The sequence below is a fragment of the Fusibacter sp. genome (genome assembly GCF_057447755.1).
Map to the genome: position 1 here is coordinate 1 of NZ_JBVBZF010000001.1, position 25528 is coordinate 25528.

General features: G+C 36.0%; 12 protein-coding genes. All 12 read right to left on the reverse strand.

Going from position 1 to position 25528, the window contains the following annotated elements:
- Positions 1–2037 (reverse strand): hypothetical protein (locus AC220I_RS00005; RefSeq protein WP_486721780.1); only part of this gene is annotated, 2037 nt, incomplete at its 3' end.
- A 106-nt stretch (positions 2038–2143) separates the two neighbouring features.
- Positions 2144–2359, reverse strand: a complete 216-nt coding sequence (locus AC220I_RS00010; RefSeq protein ID WP_486721781.1) for a hypothetical protein — start codon at positions 2357–2359, stop codon at positions 2144–2146.
- A 54-nt stretch (positions 2360–2413) separates the two neighbouring features.
- Positions 2414–2641, reverse strand: a complete 228-nt coding sequence (locus AC220I_RS00015) for a hypothetical protein (protein ID WP_486721782.1) — start codon at positions 2639–2641, stop codon at positions 2414–2416.
- Between the two features lie 89 nt (positions 2642–2730).
- Positions 2731–2958, reverse strand: coding sequence for a hypothetical protein (locus AC220I_RS00020; protein WP_486721783.1), 228 nt, complete (start codon positions 2956–2958; stop codon positions 2731–2733).
- A gap of 2 nt (positions 2959–2960) precedes the next feature.
- Positions 2961–3263 carry a hypothetical protein gene (locus AC220I_RS00025; RefSeq protein WP_486721784.1) on the reverse strand — a complete coding sequence of 101 codons (303 nt, stop codon included), beginning with the start codon at positions 3261–3263 and terminating at the stop codon, positions 2961–2963.
- Complete coding sequence (locus tag AC220I_RS00030) at positions 3263–4228, reverse strand: hypothetical protein (protein ID WP_486721785.1); 966 nt, start codon at positions 4226–4228, stop codon at positions 3263–3265. The genes AC220I_RS00025 and AC220I_RS00030 overlap by 1 nt, the downstream gene beginning before the upstream one ends.
- Positions 4229–4326: 98 nt before the next feature.
- On the reverse strand, positions 4327–4821 hold the full coding sequence (locus AC220I_RS00035) for a hypothetical protein (RefSeq protein ID WP_486721786.1): 495 nt from the start codon (positions 4819–4821) through the stop codon (positions 4327–4329).
- On the reverse strand, positions 4814–10750 hold the full coding sequence (locus tag AC220I_RS00040) for a PKD domain-containing protein (RefSeq protein ID WP_486721787.1): 5937 nt from the start codon (positions 10748–10750) through the stop codon (positions 4814–4816). Before AC220I_RS00040 ends, AC220I_RS00035 begins: the two co-directional genes overlap by 8 nt.
- 2 nt (positions 10751–10752) lie before the next feature.
- Complete coding sequence (locus tag AC220I_RS00045; protein ID WP_486721788.1) at positions 10753–20520, reverse strand: PKD domain-containing protein; 9768 nt, start codon at positions 20518–20520, stop codon at positions 10753–10755.
- Positions 20521–20591: 71 nt separating this feature from the next.
- Positions 20592–23663 (reverse strand): baseplate J/gp47 family protein, encoded by a 3072-nt coding sequence (locus AC220I_RS00050; protein ID WP_486721789.1) that lies wholly within the window; start codon positions 23661–23663, stop codon positions 20592–20594.
- Positions 23663–24037 (reverse strand): GPW/gp25 family protein, encoded by a 375-nt coding sequence (locus tag AC220I_RS00055; RefSeq protein ID WP_486721790.1) that lies wholly within the window; start codon positions 24035–24037, stop codon positions 23663–23665. The genes AC220I_RS00050 and AC220I_RS00055 overlap by 1 nt, the downstream gene beginning before the upstream one ends.
- A gap of 44 nt (positions 24038–24081) precedes the next feature.
- Positions 24082–25527, reverse strand: coding sequence for a phage baseplate assembly protein V (locus AC220I_RS00060; protein ID WP_486721791.1), 1446 nt, complete (start codon positions 25525–25527; stop codon positions 24082–24084).
- Between the last annotated feature and the right edge of the window lies 1 nt (position 25528).

Genomic DNA, 25528 nt, shown 5'->3' on the forward strand with positions numbered 1-25528 from the left:
AATGATTGTCACATGGCTAACACCATCATCAGCCGCAATATGGATATGTCCATCAGGAGATACCAATGTTGCAGTTGCAGTACCAGACAAATCTGTGTTCATCTCTGAGACCAAACTTGTAAATGTTTGTGCTGCTGAACCTGTAACTAAAATATTTTTTGTGGTTGCGCCAACTTTAACATCTAATGCATAAACTGTTGCATCATTAGCAAATCCAGTAGAATCACCACCAGCTTTTACTGCTGTGAATCCTAATACTTGGTAAAATGCATCATGTGGAACTGTCCAGTTACTAAAGGTATTTGGATCACCTGATACAAATTCAATTAATTCACCATCACGGAAACCAGCAGTGAATAAACCATTCGAAGTACTTGGTAGGTCTAAACCCTCACCAGCAACAATGAAGCGATCACCAGCACCTAAAGTATCGATAATTATCCAATCTGTACCATTCCAATATAATACATCATTATCTGCAACCGCAGGAGTAGTTGTACCACCCCAAGGTGAATCTGTTAATGTACCAACACCTTCATATGCAATATAGACAGCGCCAACAACTGGTGAAACAGGTTCAGCTGAAACTATATCATATAAATTAGGATCAATGATTGGATCTTTCCAAACAACGCCAGAAGTAACCAAATTGTCAACATATTGTTTTGATGTTGCTTCTGTTGCAGCAGAAGGACTAGTTGGCAAACCTGTGATTGTACCACCACCAGAAAATACCAAGTTGGCAGCGGAATCCATTGTGTCACCAGAAACATTTACAAATGCGTTAGTTGCTTCTGTTGTGCTATAAACATCCATAGATGTGCGGGCAGTTGCACCAGATTCAACAGTCCAACCTGTACCTGTACCAACTAAGAAACCACCATCAACTTCAGTCAAACCAGCAATTGTTGTCAAATCAGCATCATACGCTTGTACTGTTACACCAATATCTGCTGAATTTAAGATTGTAGCATCATACGCTTGAACATCAACACCAATTTCCAAATTAACAGATTGTTGGAATGCTAATTCACTAGCAACATTCAAAATGTTTGTGCGTGCATATGCTGACAAATCAGTTTCTGCAGCAGTATCAACAGCCGTTGTATAAAGCATTTTATTTGCAGCAGTACCTAGAGTTGCAATTGAGGTTAAGAATGCATCTGAACCTTGGAATGTACCAGTAGTTGGTGTTAGATCAATATCTTGATCAGGCATTGTAATTGTACGAGTAGTTGCAGTTGTTAAACCATCAACTTCAAAGGCCAACAATTTAGTTGCATCAACACTACCAGTAATATTAAACAAGTTATCAGGGAATTTTTGTAAAGCACTAAATGTTTGTGCAACATTAGTAAATGCATTGTTCGCATCATATGCCTGAACATCGGTACCAATAACTAAACCTAAAGTAGTACGTGTTGAAGCTGCATCCGTTTCACTTAATAGACCACGGCCAAAAGAAGTAGTTGAAACTGTTGCATATGTATCTAATGCTGTAGTATAGATCATTGTATCTGCTGCAGTTGTTAAACCTGCGATACTTGTCAAACCTGCATCTAATGCTTGAATGCCAGCTTCAGTTAATGTGTAGTTAACCCAAGTATTTGCACCCGTAGTCATTAAAACTTCGTTTGCAGCAGATGCCGTGATAGTTACATCAAGCAATTCTGACAATTGGTCTTTACCACTTATTGCTGCATCTAATTGTTGTAATACATCATAAATGTCTGTCGAGCCTGTAACATTTGTCATTGCAGCATCGACAGTTGCACCTTGGAAAACACCTGATGAGTTAACCATTGCACCCAAAGATGTTTCAATTGCATCTACTTCAGTTTGAGATGCCGCCCCACCACTACCTGTAGCAAATGCTGTCCATGTAGAACCGTTGTAAAAACGATACTCACTGGAGGTAGTGTTATAATAAATTCGTCCTGTCACGCCTGTTGGATCCGATGCCAACTTTTCAATCACTGCGTTTTGTAATTCGCCTGATCCAAGCGTATGGAACTTAAGATTACCATTAATAACCATTGGTTACTCTCCTAAAAAATACTAACTAGTTAAAATTTTCAATTGATTTATTTATTATTTCTTATATGTAGACTAAAAACTCTAAGTTTTTGAATCTATTAGATTTTTATACAGCTGCAGTCATATCTGCTTCATCTACTATGAAGTCAGGAAAGAATGCATCAAATCTACCAATCATCACTGTATACACAGGCTTGACTTTATATTGACTACCTGCTAATACTTCAGTGACTACCCCATCAAATTCTGGTGACATAGGCTTCGTACCTGATTGACCACCCTTCTTCTGAATCTTGACATTATCATCAACAACAAAAGCCATTAGGATCTCCTCTTAAAAACTGTGAAAAATTACTTGGTATATTTATTTATGGAATCAGCTGGTTACCATTCGTCTAACGGTGGTAGTCAGCTGTTTTATCATATTATTAAAGGCAATTGGTTTGACGCGAATTTTATCTAGGTCAAATTGTTGGAGAAATTCATTATCCACATTATTAAAGAAAAAGGTTCCACGATTACCAATTTTTTCAATTCGGTCTAGTTCGTAACCATTTAATTTAAGGCATGCTGCTAAGATGATATCCTGTGTTTCGTAGTCCATTTACCTTCCTTGTATTACCCCTATATTTATCCTTAGGATTGAAAAAGGCGACTAAAAGTCGCCTTTCAATAAGTTATAGAATACCCTTTTTATTGCATTCTTCGAACTGATGTAGTTAATTGTTTAATAACATTATTAAACTGGATTGGACTAACATCGATCTTTTCTAAGTTATAATTGTTTAAAAATTCATTATCAACATTTTCAAATATAAATGTTCCAATGTTTCCTTTCTTTGTGATCTTAACTAGATCATAGCCATGAATTTTTAAGGATGCAGCCAAAACGATGTCTTGAGTTTCAAATACTTTATTCATAATTATACCACCGCAAAATAAATCAGATGTACTATACCTGACATCGGTGCACTGAATGTCACCTCGACTGTATCTGCATCTACAATTTTAAACTTATCTGGAATTACTTCTTCATAATTTGAGTCGAAAATACGATGTATTAGTTGTTGTGTACTTCCACCATGGGTAATAGTCCAAGTAGTTACGGGTGTGATTTGTTCGTGAACATAACCAAATGCACCTGTAGCACCGCCAATACCAGGAATGGGCTTAGCAACAACCTTACCAGAATCTTTGTCTATATGTAAGGGAACTAAGTTACTCATTATGCACCCTCCAAGACAATCATGTGACCTGTATCAAGAAAAATTGTTTTCTTTGTTAAAACATACCCGATTTGTTGAATTGTACCAGACTGTGGGACAGATAATGTTACTTGACCTGTAGCCCCACAAAATAAAGGAGTTCCAGGTGAAACATTCCAATTCCATTCTTCATGTGTAACAACACCTCTTGGAACGTAAGTAATAAATTGACCCGTTGAAACATCCTCACGTACCATACCAATAATTGGTGATGTTTGATTTAAGTGTGAAGCAACACCAACTTGATCTATTCCTTTACTTGTTATTAAGTAGTATTCAGGAATAGGCTCAACTGCTTGAACAATATGCAATGCTGTTTCGAAAGCAAAGTTAATTGCACCAGTTGATAAGTGTGTTGCTAAAACTGACTCTGTAGTTAAGAATTCACTTCGACGTCCACGACGGAACTTACGAACTGGATTCTCTTCATCGTCAAACATAATAAAACCAGGATAGGAGACTTGTAATAAACCCACTTGAGAACCAATAGGATAAGGTACCATAACTGTACCTTCATCATACTTAGCTGCAAATACACGGATGCATTCTTGCCATGCTGTTCCGTTAAAAAATTTCATCAAGTTTTCTTTTAGGTCAAACCAATGTTGACCTGTAACTGAGGCTGGTGCTGTTTGACTATAAACTGGTTCTAAGGTTGTATGTCCAAAAGAACGTAAACCAGTTAGAAGGTCTATATCAAAATATAACCAGTAGTCGTTACCTGCTGAGAATGGACCTTGCCATGCTCCAGTAATAGAAATTTTTTCTTCAAATAGATAGTTTGCCTCACGATGGGCAAAATTAATGATTGTTGGATCAGGTGATACGACTAGATTAACAGTCGATCCTGATGGTGCAAGAAATGTTGGATTATTCGCTATATCAGTCTGATAACGAACCAAGCCTTGACGAAATGGCACTCGCATAGTTATCCCCTATAAGTTTGTTATTATTTATTATGATATGGGTCATATATTTTATATTTTATATGAAATATTTATAGAGGCGATTGGACAAGTTACGTTTAAGGAGTAGGATCTACAGTAACGATTGGACCATCGTTACCATCCCATTCAGTACCATAACCACCAACATCATAACCAGGATCTTGTGGTTCTGTTATATGAACGAACATATTATCTGTTAAATCAAGGACATCAACACTAAAAGCAATTTGTTCTTTTAGTTCTATACCAGCTAAGTTATCTGTTGGATCGTTAACTGCAACCCAAGCAGTACCATTCCATTCATAAAGATAGCCTGTACTTGCATCTCGATATCTATCTCCAATTAGTGGATTAACTACTGGAGAGGTTGGTAAATCGATGTGAATTAACGGGGAAATTATTTCAGTAAAGCCAAGACCAATATCAATTTGAAGTCTTTCGGACATAGTAACTTTAAGATCTTCTTGATACAGGTATTGAACAAATACATCAAGCAATTTAGTATGATAGGGCTTAATTTCATGAATATATTCAATTAAGCCTTGAATTGGTTCTTTACTAAAACTACTCACCTTTAATTACCTCTTCTGTTTCTAACAGTCTGATATTCTGCAAAGCAATTAAAGATGTTTTAAATATGTCAGGATATTCATGTTTATCAGCTAATGCATCATAGAATACTTCAAAGAATATTCTATTTACTTGTCTTGAACTGAAATGTGCATAGATGTATTCCATCATTGCAACAGCATCTAATGGTATGTCTAGATTGTAGTTACTTAAGAACCATTCTTTATCAACAGGATATGTATCAAATGCTGGATCGGTTAATAATCCAAGAATAGTTGATTTTGCTGCTGATTGTTTGACAAACGCTTGACCATCACCTAACCCATATTGAGTTTGTGTGCCATGTTGTTCATCATATAAAACACGATCAGGTGTTGGAACAGGAATAAGAGTACCTTGTTGCAATTCGGCCAACTTGAATCCAACAATAGCTTCTACCATCTTGTTCCAAAGTACTTCTGGTACATTACCTGATTGTTTCTCACGGAAAAGAACCCATTCAGAATGTTTATCTTTTAATTCTAATGTTTGTGCTTCCCCATGACGAATCTTATAAGGTAAAGAATTATCTGTATCTAAATAATTGTCACGTAAAGTAAAATCTTGGGTGAATCTCATCTTCAAACGATCATCTTCACGAACACTATTACCAAGACCACGCACAACAGCTTGTGTATATCTGTCAGGTAAAAAGTAAGCTACATCTGCAGCAGTTAGAATTGTAGTTTCTGTTGGACCTATTTCTGTTGTACCAATATCCATTGGTGCTAACATTGGTACAGCATCTAACGTCTTAAGAAAAGCATTTTCTACATCAGAAGTACCAGGAACTGCTGTTTGTAATGATCCAGGATGATATGTATTCAATGTCGAAAAGAAACCACTATCACTTAATGATATTGTTGAGGTTGGACCTGTTGTTGGACTTGTCCAACGCAAATTACCATCACCATCAATTGATGCTGTAGAACCATCTGGTGCTAACAATAGAGGCAATAGATCATTAAAAGTTTCTGTTCCCGTTACATTAACAAAAATAAAGTGATTGATACCACCATCAACAACACAATTATATCCAAGCCCAAACGAGAATGGAATACCAACAGGATCTGTACCCGAAACTGGTGTATTGAATGCAAATACTTGATATCCTCCAGCTGGACCTCCACCACTACCCCAATTATAATTGTATGTTACAGGTGATCCTGAAGTATTTGGAGCAACACATGCTATTACATCACCAGTTGCAATGCTATCTTTAGCAATATCTGCATTGTTGTGTGCTACTGGTCCTGCATTATCTTGAATGTATGGTGTCCAGGTAGTTCCACTCTTACTGTATAGTACAGGAACATAGTTTGAACACATTATTGCAACATCCCCAGCATAGCTCAAATGGATTGATTGTCCAAAACGATATGGTGATGGCATAGGTGGTGGAATAGTACTATCATAAACATAACTACCACCAGAATATACATAACACCAAATTAAACCAGCCGATGTTCCATACGTTGCATCATCAGGAGCTGCTAATAACATAACATTACCATCGCCTGAAAGAGCCACAGCTCTAATTCCTTGTGCACTTGATGGGGTAGTAATAGTTTGTGTTAGTGTCCAAGTACCACCTGACTCTGTATATACATGAGCAGTCACATCTAGATAAGAAGGAAGCACTAAAACATTTCCAGCTGAATTTAATGAAACATCGTAACCAATATAATCTGTAGCATGTGTTATGATTTGCTGAATAGCCCATGTACCACCAGTTCGTTTATACATGAATACTTTCTTATTGCTTGCCGTAGATCCGATTGCTAAAACGTCACCATTATTACTAAGGTCCATCATATCGACAGTTGGATTCCATGTGAGTCCAGATGGAGTAAAAGATTGTTGTAAAGACCACGTACCACCAGAATATGTGTATACGTATATAACAGACCAATAATCACTTACAACCATTGTAAGTCCATCACCAGATAGAACAATATGTTTACCATATTGCTGAGCAACCGATGGTACAGGTGGATAAAGTGTATTAATTAGTGTCCAATATCCTCCCACATAGTCATACTGTTCAACTTTACCAGTATTTGTAGAAATAGTACTATCATTAAACTGGCCAATTACTAATCTAGTTCCATCATCAGACATAGAAATTACAGCACCAGCAGAGCCACCACCTGGGTTTTGTACGCTTGGAGTTTCAACTGTTACTGTAGTAGTTACAGGATCTGAATAATGTACACCATTAAATACCACTAACGATAAAACATACATTCCTGTACTTGCCCAAGTGTGTACTGGACTTTGACCTGATCCATTATATCCATCACCAAAATCCCAAATATATGTTAGTGTACCAATACCAGATGGATTCGTTGATGCACTACCATCCATTGTTAATGGTTGACCTTCTTCAATAGTATATGGACCCCCAGGATCAGCTATTGGTTTAACACTTAATCGAACTTCTCGTACAGCAGCTGTTGAATTAGAATAACCATTACTAACAATTAACTGTGCATAATATGTACCTGTTGATGAATAAGTGTGAGAAGGATTTTGTAACGTACTCAGTTCAACACCAGGATTAGAAACGTCAAAATCCCAAGCATACGTAATTGGTAAATTGCTTGGATCATAAGATGCACTACCATCGAAAGCAACATTGGCTCCAGGTAAAGCATCTATTGGATCACTTCCACCTATAATAGCAACAGGAGGAGGTGGGGCTGTTACAGTTACTGTTGTATTTGAAGCAACAGATGTAGTTTGACCATTTGTTACAACTAGAGAAACATTTTTTGTGCCTAATGTTGTATAAATGTGTGTTGGTGTTGGTCCACCATTATTGTTCACATTACCATCACCAAAATCCCATTGATATGTTAAAGGTAAGCCGTTTGGATCTGTACCAGATCCAGCAAATACCAAAGGACTGTTAACTTGTACGGAATATGGACCACCTGCATTTGCAACCGGATCACCATATTCAACTGATACAACTGCTGTATCAGGAACAGAATCTTGTATACCATCATTAACTACTAAAGTTATTGTATACAGACCTGCAACAGTATATGTGTGTTTAGCCGATGCTCCTGTACCATGTGCACTATTATCTCCCCAATTCCAATCATAAGTTAATGGATTACCTGAGAATGATTGTGATCCTAGACTGCTAGGAGACAATTGTTGGTTTATATCAACTGTATATGGTCCATTTGCTTCTGCAACTGGTTCAGGATATGTAATTGTTGCAGTTGTGCTGACCTCAGCAGATAATTCACCATTGTATTCAACTGACAATGTTACTGTATATGTTCCAATATTATTATATAAATGGAATGGTGTAATTCCAGATCCTGAAACACCATCACCAAAGTCCCAATAGAATGTTAAATCGTTTACATCACCAGAAGGAGACACCGAACCAGCACCATTAAAGAAAATTGTCTGACCTAACCCTGCTGAATATGGGCCACCTGGATCAGCGACTGGAATATTTCCAACAATGTTAATATCACGAGTAGAACCTTCTAATAAATTCTGATAGAACATATATGGACGACCAATATTTTCTATCTCAGCCTTCAATTCAACAACCGAATGTGTTTTACCTGATGCTCTCGTATTCTTATTTGTTGCCCAGAAAAAGTATTCAGACTTTAAATTATTACTCGAATCTTCATACTGGTATTGAACATATGGATAATCTTCTTTATATTGAACTAGATTTGTGCCATCATCTTTAATAGTTGGATCAAACGCTAATTGTTCCGTAGTAGGATGATCTTTTTCACGAATAATCGTAAAGGTTTTTCCAATGTGTGTATCAGTAAATTTATAGGCTACACCTTCAAGTGTAGTCATATAGGCTAATTCAGGAACTTGATTAATATCAAGTTTTCCATTTTCATCTAGTTCTGCATCTGTAATGTAGATACCATTTACATAAACTTTAACAGTTTCACAAATTTCAATCTCAGGATTTTGACCTTTAACATCTAATAATGAAGACGGAATTGAACACATTCCAGCAACCCAGCTACCGTTTATAGTTGCTAAACATTCGTCTTGGATTGTGGCACCTGTATAAGGTATCAAGTCACCATCTACACCAGCAACAAAGGATGTATATAAATTCTTATCACGAACCCAATCAGTAGGAAAATCTTTGGCAACTAATCGATGCAAACCAACACCTTCATCAGTAACTCTAATTTCATTACCATCAAGATCATGCAATACCCAAGCACTAAGTTTTGGTTGAAGTGTATAAGTTGTTTCAGTTGCTAGTTCAGCTGGTAACGTATCAGCCGTAGTTAGTAATACTTCACGCCCAGCTGTAAATGGTATCATTATTAAATCGGTTGGTTCACATGGATCAATTTGAGCTGTAATTTCACTATCAACTCGAACATCAAATGTGGTTGAATCGAATGTTGATACATAGTTTGTAATTTCAACATTTCCATCATCAACAACGCTAGGTAAATTTTCTACAAATGTTATTGTAGTTATCGGACCATAAGAAACTGTATCAACTTCGTATGAACCATCATTATTTGATGATCCTACAATTGAGACCACACTACCAATTTCAACCTTTCCTGTTAAATCGGCTGTAATCGAAATTTGATTTGTGGCCACATATGTATAAGTGTACTGCAAAACTTCGGTTGTAGTTATAGCAGAAAGGAGATCATTTTCAACACCTTGATTTACTTCAATGTGTTCAACAGTTTCATCTTCAGTAGTAAATTGGATACCATTCTCAACAATTTCAGCCGTAACTGTAGTATTACGTAAATCTTCATTAATTGTATCGACTAAACCTTGATATGTAGAACCAATTCGACCATTTACAACAATTGTGTATGTTGTTGTATTGATTGTTAAATCGAAATCATAATCTGCTACAGTTAACTGAGTTTCATTTGAACTTCCCAATGCACCCGTAATACTAGTATCCATAACAATCTGAGCACTAGCATACGCAGCCACATTGATGCTAAAATCGACATATTCTCGACGTTTCTTATATAATTCTTTTAGTGGAGTTCCTGATGCTTTATCGTTTGAATCAATTGAAGTATCCGTAGCTTGACTTGCAACTAATGTTGCATAGTCAGCAGGTGGAACAGAGGATTTTGTCCACTGATACACATCAACACTTGCCCAATCAGTTAACGCTGCCCAATATTTAATACGATCTTCTGTATTAAACATTTGATCGTCATAATATGGTACATAAGCTAAATCATAGGTATCAAACCAAATTTGATCAATATGATTATTAAGCCAATAGTCACCATCAGCATTAATATTTCCATCTAATGCATAACTATATTGAGCAATATCACCTGGAATTTGAAAATCAACATCTTTTGATGGAAGGGGTGAATGATGATGTCGAGCTGGATCCCAAACAGGAACATCATGTAAAACAACTTCACTCTTAAAGTCAATAATCTTGCCTGGACTTAATTTTGTTTTTGCAGGATTAAGTGAATACATTTTGACGTATGCACCATCACGTGTATCATAGCAAGCCCCATTATAATATACGTATCCATTCTGTTCACACATATCTTTATCGCCATCATACACCTGTGAGGCGGTTGTGTGAAGAATTAATTCTTGAATAATTTGATCATATTCAGGTACTCGATAATGAGTTGCATTTATTTTTTCTGGAGATTGCAAAATACCTGGACGTCTAACGACAACAATCTTATCCAATGTTGTTATTGGATCATTAATTTTGACTACATTAGATACGATTGAACCTGCAGTCCCTGCAACTTCTTCAAAATTCCATGTCAGTTTACCATTGACAAAAACAACAATATTGTTGGTCCCAATAATATATTCAGGAGCAATAACATATGGATTGACTGCTGTTGGTGATATTGGCATTATTAAACCTGTAATACTCTAGCGTATACTGTACCACCGCTAGATTGATAAAAAATTAAAACTCTCGATGCATCGAGTCTGAATAAATGTGGATTTTGATATCCACCAAAATAATTGCTACTTAACGCAATTTCATTTAATGAACTATTGAAAACTCTCAAATACATTGATGTACTGCGACGATATGCAACCAAGCGATCAGATGTGCCGACTTGGCAAGCAGCTGGACGCATAAAATATGCACCACCATCATACATTCCTATAGTATCACAAATTTTTAGTGAACCTGTTTTCGCACCACTACTATTTACTGATTGGATTCTAACGATATTATCGTCACCTTCACCTATTACTAATGCAGTTCCACTCTCCAATGGATCAATGCCTAAATGATCTAAATTGTGTCCAATTGTTGAGGAAATTGTCGATTGTGTATTTACACCAACATTTGTACCACTAACTGTGATCTGACCAGAATACCAAGTTGTAGAACCACCCGGATTATCAACGCGATAGGTCATTAATGCTTTACCACTACCTTGAGCCAACCAAATTCGATGATCACTACCTGTATTACCAACAGTAACATAATTGGTACCAATATCTTGACCAGTATATGATGTTGGACCGTTACCCATACGACATACCCGATTTGTACCAGTTCCAGACATATTTAATGCAATTGCAGCACGAATATTACTATCTAAATTCGTAAATCCTAACACACCTTGTGTACTAGACGTGCCAATAATATCCGTATAGGATACACGTCCACCTGGTGATGTTGGTCCAAGATATGTAGCTAATGTTTTGCCCCACGTAAATGTTGGTGAAGCAAAATCTGCATTTAATTCAAACGGTGCTAGAGTAGATAATACTCCACTTGATCCTATTGCACCTAAGTGGAAAGCACCAACATTACTTGAAAAGTTTCCAATGCTAACATCACGACCATATTCCATTCCCTGCCAATCTGTTCGCTGAACATATACATCTGATCCATCAACAGCAATTATAAAGAAAAATAATTGAGCATTTGTTGAGATCCAAGCACTCTCTTTTTGAGTGCTATTCATTATAACAACAAATCTTGGCAATCCGTTCTTTGTACCAGAAGGTGTAACAACATTATTTGCTGTACCTAATGGAACAACATCATATAAACCAGCCTTCAAAGCTACAGGAGTACCTTGACAAGCCGTTGGTGAGAAATTAGCCCAGTTTCCTGAGCCTACTGCAATACCAGTAGCATTTAGTGTACCTGTAACTGCACCCAAAGTTGCGGAGATGACAAATGGTGTATTTGAAGAAATAACATTACAATCTACACTAAATTCATTATTAATATTTGATACCCAACCAACATTTGCAGACCATGTTACATCATTTGTAATATTAGCAGTTGAACCGTCATCATAGTGACCAGTTGCTGTGTATGTACTTGCATTTCCACACTCACAAAGATCTGTATTTCCTGTGACATCTATAGATGTTAATACAGGTGGCTGATTAACAATATAAACTGTTCTACCTGCAATTAATGTTTGTCCATTACCTGGATATACATACGTTGCACGAATATAATCCCCAAGTTGTGGGTATGTTGGTGGTAAATCTAATGTTGTAATAACACCAGTATTTGCATCAATTGGACCATAGTAATTTGAATTTGTCCAAGAAGCTTCATCACTAATTTGGAATGTTGAAGCATCTGACATTGTTACTGTACAAGTGAAGTCCCAAGCATTTGGTGTCAAATCAGGAAGTTGGTCTTGGCTATAAATTCCACCATAGTTAACAGGATCAACAACCATACTAACAGGTACTACAGGTGCTGCTACAGTTACTGTGCAAGATTGGGAATCTGTACTAAAACCATTATTAACCGTTAAAGTAGCTGTATATGTTCCACTTGCAGGATATGTATAAGATGGATTTGGACTTGTACTACTTGCACCCCCGTACCCAAATGTCCAATAATATGTTAATGGTAATGAAGATGGATCATATGAGCCTGTACTATCGAAATTAATTGCTGTACCTTGAATACCACTATATGGGCAGTTAGCATTTGCTACTGGTGGAGGTGGTGAAATTACACTTACTATTGCTGTATCAATATTTGTATTTGTACCATTATCTACTTGTAGTTTTGCTGTGTAAGTACCAACTGAAGTATATGTATGAGCCTGTAGACCAGGATCTGCACTAACTGTGTAGTCATATGATCCATCATTTGTAACATCCCAACGATATGTTAATGGTAAATTACTTGGATCGTATGATCCAACACCCGTTAAAGTTAAAGGTGTATTAACTTGAACAGTATATGGGCCATTTGCTTCAGCGTGTGGTACACCAACAGAAACAGTTGCTGTTGTTGATGCTGGTAGAGAATCATTTAAAGAGTCATTTACTATTAATGTGACAACATAATTACCTTGCGAAGTGTAAACATGATTTGGATTGACACCTGCTCCTAATGAACTACCATCTCCAAAATCCCAACGATATGTTAATGGATTTCCAGAGAATGATTGTGATGCACTTCCATCCATTTGTATATTTTGATTAACTAGTGCTGTATATGGACCACCTGGATCAGCAACAGGAATTGGATATCCAATCTCAACAGTTGTAGTTACTATAGTTGATTGTACAGGAGAACATTCGGCTCCCACATCCTCTGTCACACGTAAAGCTACAATATATGTGCCTGCTGCAGAATATGTGTGGTTAGGCAGCACACCTGAACCTGTGGGTAGAAAAGTGGAGCCATTATAATCAAAATCCCATTCAAACGTGATTGATCCACCATTAGATGCCATTGATGATGCACCATTGAAATTAATAGTATCACCTTCAATACCATAATATGTCCCACCAGTATTTGCTGTTGGACGATCATAAATTCGAACTAACGATGAGGTTGAAATTGACTGATAACTTCCATCATCTACTTGTAATGTGACACTATAAACACCAGGAGCTGTATAAGTATGAGTTTCAATTGCTGAACCACCAACAATAGCATCACCATCTCCAAAGCCCCAATCATATGTCATTGTTGCTGAAGGATCAATACCTGGCTCTGATGCTGTTCCATTAAATGTTACAACCTCATTCGTAATACCACAATATGGACCACCAGTATCAGCAATTGGTAAAATAACTCGTTCGTTTCCTTGAAAGAATACGATACGAACATCATCAGCTAATACATCAGATTCAAAAATTACAGACCCTTCATATTTTGGTCTTGCATCTTTGACATCTGTTACTTCAGCGTGGAAGAATAAGTTATCAGCTCCTTGTACAAACTTCTCAACTTGGTCGGGTTGTTCAAACCAACGATCTTGATCATCACCACGAACTTGAATAAAACCAGTTTGCAGTGGATCATCAACATTAATAAGTGGAACAATACTCTCCATTGATCCAAGAGCTGTTGTACTAAGTGATGCGCCACCAACTCCACCTGTGCCACCTGTCGTTGTGGTAGCATCTAAGTTTGTGAAATGAAGCTTTAGTTGATCAAAATTAACATCGTTATAGAATAAGTTAATTTCAGGATATTCTTTACGATCAGAATCTCCAAACTCTGCAATCTTATAAGCCCAGAATTCATCTAGTTCAGCTTCTTCAAACTGTTTTGAGTTTATGAGAGCTGTAAGTGAATTAACCGAACCTTTGTGTTGGATTAGACCACGCCAGAATAAGAATTTAGAACGATCATTTATACCTAAGTTATCAAAGTAGCTAGGATCTTGAAATCCGAGCAATCTTTGAGCTTCACGTGCCAATAAAGTATTGCCTCCAACTTTAAGGGAGTCGTACATTGTTTGTAAAGATTCAACACTATTTTCAAAATTTGGTACCAAAGAATTATTGTGTAAGAAATAACCACCAGCATTTGGACGTTGGGTTATTTCGCCTAGACGATCAAACTCAACTGCAAATGTTGTTGCATCAAGTCCAATGAAAGGATCATACAATAAATTATTATCTACTGTGTAATCCCCCAACAACATAATATGTTCATATCCATCAACAAACAAATGAATACCACCAATGTGTAAGTATTCATACATTGTTCCTTGAATGTTTGGATCCAAATCATTTGCTAACTCAGGGATAATTGTAATATGGCCTTTCTTATCCTCACGATAAACACGAATGTGGTCTGCAGTTAATGGACGACCATATTGGTCATATATTGTTTGTTCTGTAAAAATATCTTGGTTTGGACCAGTACGAATATTTGCAATTATACCTTGATCCGTTTCAAACCAAATATGATTACGTAAAGGATTCAATTCAAACGATGGATTAGCTGCTAATGTTTCAATTGGATCATAGTGCACACTACGTAAGCGATACATATAGTCAATAAAACGTTCAGTTTCTGTTTGCCAATTTACTGTTCGACCTGTTTCTTCATCTGTTTCGGAAGCATCCGAATCATTAAATATAAATCCTTGTCCCTTTGCATGAGCTACATAACCATCTATAAAATTAATAACATTTTGCATTCCAGTAATTTTCAAAGGAAATAATACCGACTGCTCTTGTGACGTATCAAGAATATTATGCTTCCAAACAGTAGATGCGTGTGCTGCAGATAAGGCTGTAAATTCATTAATATATTTTTGACGATACTGATCAAATCCAATTACATTTGGAAAAATATTATCATTGATGATTGTAATATCTGTACCAATTCCTGTATCAGCATGTTCGATGACAACACTTCCATTCACAATTGATGCCACAACAGTTTCAGTAGAATTTGCAACTATTTCAGCGTTAATGGCATTCATCAAATCTTGCATTGTTTGTGCATTTTGGCCTTGAATAGATACAGGAATTTGAATATCATCACCAACTTTAATGGTCATGGTATATTCATAAATTGTGTCGCGCAATCCGGTGGGCGTACCGAAAGTTATGGATTGTAAAAAGTCAATAACCAAATAACGAACTATATCATAATATTTAACAACACGACTAACTGATGTTGGAATATCAACAAGAAATTCCCAATCGGATCCACTATCAGAACTAATACGACGTGGTCCAAACTTAGTTGTTGTAATACGTAATGAATCTACCCAACGATCTAATAAACCTGGAGAGCGTTTCAAAACAAAACTATAGTCTTGATCTGTTAAATCAGCTGAACGTGCAGCTATTTGAAATGAACTTGTTTCAACAGCTGATCCAAACTGATAAGCTAATGTAGGTTCCCATTCAGTCCACACTGCTCTAAAATCAGATGTCTTATTATCAATTGAATTATATCGATTAAAATTTGTGTACCACTGACTAAGTCCAGGAACAATGTATACTTCATTGTCTATTAAATCACCATGGAAATTTGTATCAACATGACTAAAAACTTTTTCGGTTCGTAAATCAATATTTAATCCACCAACAGAAATATAATCATTACCCCATACTTGATGCATGAATCGTACTGGTTGCATTTGATACGCAATTTTTAATAGATCATAAGCAAATTGACTAGACTTGTGATATTCCCATTCTGTTGGTCCATTTTGTCCATAAACATAATCATGATAGATTAATGTTACACCAGGAAATGATGATGGGTTAGTTGGAATAGTACCAGATTCATTTTTAATTAACGTACGATTAGTAGTTGTGGATAATGATGGATAAATTGTTTCATTTAAGTATGGTGGTAATAAATCATCTGGACCATAGCTACCATGTGCCACATCATCAATATTAACACAGAAATAATTGTATGTTGTTAATTGTTGACCATCAGCTAATGCATTACCTGTACTAACAGTTCCATCAGGATACGTACGGCCTGCAGGAATTTTTCCAATACGAATGTTTTCCCACATTCCTGTTGTGGTATTATGATCATAAATCCAACGTCTAGCACCTGTTAAATCTTTATATTCCTCATCCCACCATACTGGTTTACTAACAAAACCTTGCAGTTTCCATGGTTCTAAATGTGGGTATGGAGTATTAAAGATTTGTTCATAAATTGTCCACCAATTTGCGCCCCAAGGCTTTGTTGTGTTAGCCGCTGAGGTAGGCCACGTTGTAATACCAGTAAGACCAATTGGAGCATCTGGAACACCACTATAGTTCCAAGAGAACGGATCTGTAGCACTGTAAAAACCAGTAGCTGAAAATGGATCATCAATTTCACTACGTTGAATGTAATCGTAAAAAGCTTCTTCAACTAAAGAAGCAAATACTAATGGTTCGGCTGTTTCTAATGCCTGAATATCAAATATTGGTGCTGGAATTAACGGAGCAGCATCAAATAATCGGCGCTCAACTTCAAGCAATTGAATTTGAAAAGTCTGTTCAATATCAATCTCTTTCCAAGCTAGACTTATATCTCCACCCGTTGCAATAGATACCCAAACATTACTTTGGAATTGCCATAGTTCATCTGTATCTGTATTATACCATAAAGCCCCTTCTAAAGCTGTTGAGGCTGCTGGTTGACTTGCACTAATATAACTAGCACTAAATCGATACAATTTGCCAGTTGAAGTATTATACCAGTACTTACCTTTACGACCAGTATATGTTGTAAAATATGTATTGTAGTCCGTCTCTGGATCAATTGTTCCTGAGTAACACCACACACCTTCAATAGTTGAATATGCTGTAGTTGTCAAATAATCAATAACATCTGCAACTAATGTTGAATCCATTAAACGTGTCGATACATGTCCATCATGATGTAATATTTCAGAAACACCTAACTTATCATCACCTAACCACACTGGAGCAACTTTATTTCGCATTCTAATAAATGGCAAAGTTGCAATCCAACCACGAATACCTTGACTAGTTTGTGGATTAAACGTATTACTATCACCATATACTGTAGCATTAACATCATTTTGCTCAAATGATTGAATACCAAAATCCGATACAACTTTTGCTAGATCGACTAAATGAGCATCATCCAAAATAGTTAAATGATCCATGAAGTTTTGATCAAATCCTTCTTGGATTGTATTCAAGTTTGTTTCATATCGATTTTGGGCAAACTCAATTATTTGTAATGGATTACTACTATCAATAAACAAAGATGACAAAAATGTATCATAACTATCATTATGTTCTTTAATTGTACCACCAATACCATAATTTGGGTTAGTTAAAATTCTCCACATTGAAGATGAATAACGAACAATATTAGCTGGGGCTTGTTGACCAGCAATAATAGTATTGAAATGTGTTAGTAATTGAGAAAATGTTATTTCTTGACGATCCTCATGTGAAGCATTGTAGTATAATTGGTTTGGTATTTCCCAATCTGCAATTGTATTTGACGTAATGATGCCATCACCTTGTGTTGCTGTACCAATACCTTCTTCTACAACAATATGTGTATATAACCCATCATAACTAGATGATGCAACTGTGTACAGGCCATCATCAGCTGTACTATCTGAAACTGTTAATGTTGAACCAGCAACAAAAAGATCAGTCCAGTCACCATGCTTAATTGCAAGTGAGAATGTCTCTGTGTCTGCATCGCTAAGTGCAATTTTCAAGTCAACAATTCGATGGCGATCAGCTGTCATTTTTGCAGGGACATACTGTTCTGCATCACCATAACCTTTACGCCAAATAGTTTGCAATCCTGTTAAATTGTCAATATCAATAGTAGCAATATCTTTGTAAGCATATACTCGACCTGTATTATCAACTAAATGTTGCTGGAAATGATAATTAGTACCGAAGTTTGATGTTACAATACGTTTGTTTAAACGAGAATTAATTTCAGCATCGGATGATTCTAAGAATTGGAATAATGGTGATACTCCATAGAAATCACCTGTAACTGTAAACATATTAAATTGTGGATAAGTGTGAACACCAATTGTTTTAGTCTGTTCTACTTTACGATAATTTACTAATGAAACTAGGGTAGGTTGAATAAGTGCTAACTTCTGAGTTTCATATTCAGTATTATCTTCAACAGTACGAACACTAATCAATTCATTCCCAACATCTTCTTCGGCTGCTGCACTTAATTCAATACGAACTAAATCAAATTCTGCTTTTGGATCAAAAAATTCAATACCACGAACATAAAAATTATCCCCACTACCATAGATGTCAAGTTCAGTTAATTCTTGATATGTTACATATTCACGAATGCCATTAACATAAACTCTAATATCATCAGCACCTTTAATAACTTTATTTTGATTTCCAGCTGTAAATTCAAAACGCTGTAAGTCTAATCCAGATGCACCAAGTGGAATTAGATATTGATCTGCTAGTACTGATGTTGCTTCAATTTGATGTTCTACAGGAACAACTTCTTTAACACCAACATATAACCACTGGTCGAAAAAGTCTAACCAAGCATCACCACGTGAGGTAACTGCAAACGGTAGAACAAAATGGCTTGTAGTAATAGTTGTAGTAGGCTCCACAACTGTCACAGTTGTTACATTACTAGCAACAGAAACATTGGTTACAGTTAATTGACTAATAATATTGCTTGCATTATCACGAATTAGTATTTGTGTATTAATTGTAAATTCTTCTGAATAATCACCTGCAACAGTAAACTGATTTGTACCAACACTTTGGATTGGATAACCATTTGCAATTTCGGCTGATGTTGGTTCTGTATCTACTTCAACCCAAGCATTATTTGTTAGGGCACGATACTTCCAACGAAAAGTTGTTTTACTCCATTCATTCAACTGAACGTCAGGTAAGTATTCGATAATTGGACCTTCAGCTCTTTTTGCAATTGATGTGTTTGGTACATCAGCAATATGTACCCATTTATTTTCACGCGACCATGCATCATTCTGCATTGGACAACTATCTGATTGATCCCAGTTATGGACTCCATCTGGTGTTGGATAGTCTACAGGATATCCAGCTGGGATTGGAGAATTAAATCCATCATTATCATCCCAACCTTCTTTATCCCAACCTGATTCACCATAACACGTACAATCACGATTTCTGAAATACTCTTCAAAACGTGATGAAATATTAACACGACCCCAATCACCACTATTTGTGACTGATTCATTTAAACGAATAATCGTATTATTACCATCATAGATAGCAGAGTTAACTGTATATGCACCATCATTAATAGTCGAAAATTCAATATTTAAAGACGATCCTGGTTCAAATGCACTTTCAAAATTATGTGCAATTGTTAGTTCATTTGTAATTTCATTTAAGCCAATTATTGGATGAATAAGTTCACCACCAACATCATCAATAGCAGCATTTAAGATAGCCTGTGTTTTAGTACACTTATTCTGAATAGTAATATACTGGGGAGTTGAACCAGGATTTTCAGGATCATACCAATAGTAACTTGTATAATTGATTAACTTATCAATATCAATTGGTGGGATAAAATTAAACTGTTCTGTATTACCCCATAGTGGTAGTCGTTCACGATCTACACCAAGACGTTCAGCCTGTTGTAAGATATCATAGTAAGAAGACGCATGATCTACTGTTGCAACTTTTTTGTACAATAATGGTTGCAATTGCCATGCTTGACGATGAGTAGTCTGTTCAGGAATTAAATTGACATCCACGTCTGTTGGTAATTTCTTACCAATCATACCGACAACCTTCTCCAATTCTGTTTTTGTCAGGAAACGATTATGGAGATTCTCGAGAATCCCTTTATTAACATCTGACTGATAGACACTGGGCAGAAGGTCGAATAAATTTATACGTGGTTTTTTGTAATCACTATTGTTGGCCATAGAACTGTACTCTTATATTTGTATTATTTATCTGTACGCTCTCAACAGTTTTTTGTTGAGATATTACAGGGTTATCGGTTTTGCTTGAGTACAGTAGAATTGAAAGAATCCACCATTTCAATATCATCAACAGTGATACTGGGTAAGAATAGTTCATCTTCACGAGCATAGACTTGAAATAAATCACCAAACACATTAGATTCCTGTAATGGAACTAATACAACAGAATCAATTTCTGAAGCTAGTTCAGTTTGAATTGTAGCCGCTAATTCTGTGAAATAAAACGTTTCTCCAAATTCCCATTGTGTTATATCAAAAAAGTTTCTAATAATTGTGACCATTTTTAGTTTAACTTGGTTATCTGCTAATTTACCATTTGAAGATCGGACTACAACAAATTTAGCACGAAGTTCGGCAATTGCATCACTACCAAAAAGTACTTTGAAAACACCTGGATGTAATACAACTGTGTCAGAAATCATCTTGTTTTCCAACAGTGAAGCATACGTATTGCGAAGTTCAAAAGGTGTAGGTTCATCAGGTTGAATAGTACTTACCTTATTCAAATATGATTTGTAATTTGAATAATAAGCTTTTGGAATAATGAACATATCAATAATATTTGATGTAGCAGGGTCAACTAAATTATAGCGAGATGTGAAATGTGTCCATAAGAAATTCAGATCACTGCGTCCACGATGGCGTTTATAATTTCCATCTGGATTAGATCCAGACCCATCTTTTAGTAAAGCTACTTTTTCAACATCAGCTGCAAATAGGGCTAACGTACTAGGCTCTGTAACCATTGGAGTCCATTCGCTTGATGCTGTTTCACGATAAAAATATACAAAATCTCGAACTTTAACTCGAAGTAAATCATTTAACACAGGAGCAGCATTATCAATACCACTGAAACTAACTGAACTAACTACATCACCTTCAGTACCCTCAATAATATCATTAATGGTGTAAGTCCATCCCTGGGTTAAATTTTCAATTGAAATTAAATCTCCATACCCAGCTACGTATGATTCTGTTAATTGTAAAATTGCTGCCCCATCAGCTATAATTAAAAATTCACGATCGACAAGCGATGCCAAATCAACACCATCTGGAATACCATCTTCATTCGTATCATTTGGAATAATTTTCAATTTATGTTTACTATCTAATCCAGATGGTAAAGCAACTCGACTTAGAGACTCAAATAAAATGTTACTTGTTAGAACTGTACCATCAGCACCAACGTTTGCCTTCAATACAATCATCTCATCATCATTGGAAAGCATAGAATCATATGTTAATGTAGTATCACCATTATTTGTATGCCAAAAATCTGTATCAGTGCTTTCTGCAATCATACGTGTTTTATATGTTGTAATGGTATATTGTTGTGCTGTTACTTTTTCAACTTTAAAAATAACATTGTTTACATTAACAGGAGTTGTTGCAGCATGCCACCACAAACCCGAATCTTCATAATGTTCAATGTAAACAACTTCACCAATAACCATTGCATCTAGCACAGCTTGCATTGCTGCAAATTCAGCATTTAAAAATGTTTTTGTAATCTTCTTCGAATCTAACAGAGCAATTGATAAAAATACTTCTAGTTGTACTAAAGAAGCTTCAATAACACCTCTTAAAAATGTTTCTGGATCAACGTTTGAAACATTTTCAGCTTCTTGATATAGCTCATAATAAATGGCTAAATCATCACCAAACTGCTTAACATTACGATAAACATCACTAGGATCATTCCATGTAATATACTTAGACTCTCCAGCAAATGTGCGATTGACCGCACGCATTTTAACAATTGAAGGATCTTGTAACATAAACGTATTGTAGTCACGAGAATTAACCATTCGATCTTGCGAATAGTAAACTGCAGGGGCTACTCGACGAATATGCTCGATATCTTCCGAAGCAGAAGAGTTCTGCATGGTACCAATTGATGAGTAAGTAAACGTAAATGTTTGTGAGTTTGCATCACTGTCTAAATATGTTAATGATGCATCAACATTGTTAATAGCATTTCTGGGAATAACTATATCATCGTTTATAGATGTACGGAACCAAAATCTAAATGTTCCAGATGGAACATCTGCAAATTCACCATCTCCAAATACAAGCCGAACATTGTCATCTTCAAGAGATTCAATTTCAACTTTAAGACGATTTGTGTTAGTATTGAAGATAATATTTTGGGCATGAGCTTTGTCAACATTTTCCCATTCAGCTAATGTCTCACCAGTATCTGGATCAATATTATTCAACCATGTATCAATTTCATTAATGTTTGTATTATCAACACTCCAGGTTTGGTTTGGAGTTATACCATCAAAAGAAGAGTCTACAGATTGTAATGTTCCCTGTTTTGCAAAGACGAAAAAACCTGTTGTATCGGAAGAATCTCCGAGACCATCTGTTCCATATAAAATTGAGAATGATGCGTTTACTTCAGGACGTCTTTCGACTGGTCCTGTATCTTCTAGAGTTACGGGAACTAATTCCATTGGCAAAGTCTGACCTGAAACACTAACATTAAAGTTTAACACTCCATTTGTTAATGATGATGGAACATTTTCTAATTGATATAGCTCAAATAATACGTCATCAACTTGGATACGATCATTTGGTGCAACAGTACCAAAATTTTGTTCCATGATACGATTCATAACTAAAATGAATTGTTCTTTCCATCTTGGATTATTTGGATCATTCCAAATAATAACACGATTTTGTAAATCTACCCCTTCAGAATCAATTACAGACTCTGAACAACTAACCGATGTTAATTTGACTAATCCACGTGCAGGTAAGTTACGTGAAGGATTATAAGAAATTAATTTTGCTAAACGTAATACATTTTGTTTTCGTTGAGCAGTTGTTAAGAAATTTTCATGAGCATTAATATCAATGCGATAGGCTAATAGTTCACCCAAATAAGCAAATAATTCCAATATTGCAATGAATTCACTAGACTCAATATAATCATTAAAATTTTCAGGAAAATACAACTTAATGTATTGAATCATACTTTCCTTGATCGTATTGTAGTCAAATGCAGCAAAATTAACTTGTTGGAATGCTTCGTATGCTGCTTCAAATCCCTCAGCTCGAGATATTAATCTACTCATTATTGGCCACCTTCTAATTCAATATTCAGATTCATTGTATCAACGATATTTAATTCAATATAACGTAGTTTTGCTGCAACAGTAATTGCATTCTCGTCTGGTGTTGGACGCACATCCATCGTTAACAATTCTACACGTGGATCAAATCGAAACACTTCTTCAAGATCTGAACGAATGGTATCCAAGGTTTCTAAATCAAGAGGTTCAAAAACCATATCAGGAATAGACGTTCCAAAGGTGGGCATCATCACACGATCACCACGTCGAGTGAATATATGATTAAGCAAATCAAGCTTAACTGCTTCAATATCGGTAACTTTAAATGTACCGTTGGACTGAAACTCGAATGTTGAAAACCCTTTGTAAAGTGTCATATTAATCTCCAATTACAGTATTTATTGGAGGGTATCTGGTGAATTTATCGGTGCCAATTATCACCTCTATCTTGATCTTCACCCAATTCAATTTTACCAACTGAATCACTGTCCTTTTCAAATTCCACTTCTTGTTCAGGGTTTTTGTCTTTATCAGACTTCTTCTTATACATCACGCGTGGCCAAGGCTCATGTTTTGGCTCACGATTTGGTAAATTCGCATCATTTGGCTCTGTTAGGGATGGCGGCGATGCTGGTGCTGCAGGTGGACCATTTAAGTTTAATGGTGCACCTGTCATTGTTAAAGGACCGTTTGCCAACAAGTCTAGTTTTCCACCAGTTATTTTAACATCACTACTTCCTTGAATATTCATGGCTTTTGTGTCAACCTTCATCTCTTTTGCAGCTTTAAATGAGACTTTTTCCTTTGATTCAATATTCATATCCTTTTTCGAGTACGCATGAATCTTTTCGTCTGTCTTTATTGTGATGTCTTTCTTTGTTCTCAAACGAAATTCTTCGTCAGTTTGAATATGTACACCTTTCTTACCATACATTCTAATCTTTTCATCTGATGTAATATTGATATCATTCTCAGCATGGACTGAAATTCGACGTTCGGAATAGATGTCAATATTACCATTCAAATCCATTTCAATCCAACTAGCCCCTTCTGCAGTTGAAACATAAATTCGTTCATTAGAATCATCAAGAATTATTTGATTGCCTGATGTGGTACGGATTCTAATACGACAGTTCTGTTTTCTATCATCCATTGATAATGCATGAAATCCAGGAGTTGTTAGACTATAGACCTGAGAATCGTAATTATTGTCTGTGTAATCAGAAGTATGATTACTTTCAGCACGTGAAATTTCATATCCTTGACGATGTTTTTCTTCTTTGTCATCAGCTTGAGAAGTTTCAGCTATTTTTACATTTCGCTCTTGAACACCTGCAACTGTATAGTCCCCTGCTCTAGTACGAAACTCTTTAGAATCCAATTCATCATTAAAAGCAATATTCAAATTATCATAATATGGTTGAACAAAATTACCACTTGAAGAATGTGGACCTTGTAAATTATCACCACCATTAAAACGACCATGTGGCATAGTGTGTGGTGTAAATTGATCATACATACAACCCAACCAAACTCGCATGTTTGGATCGCCATCAAGACAAGCCACCAAAACTTGTGCACCTACTTTTGGAATAGCCCATAAACCATATGCGACACTACCATCATTTGAATTTGTGGGATTCTTTTCTGGTCCACGCCCAATACCACCATTTGCTCCACCAAATGGTGTAATATATAATGCCCATGGTAATTCAGCTACTTTTTTATCAGGTGTTTCACCCCAGCCTGGACAGCGAATACGTAGTCTACCCATCTGTTGTGGGTCGTTAGCATCAACAACTGTTCCAATTGTCATATTAGTATATTCCATACTAACATCATCAAAAATTTCATTATATATGCTCATA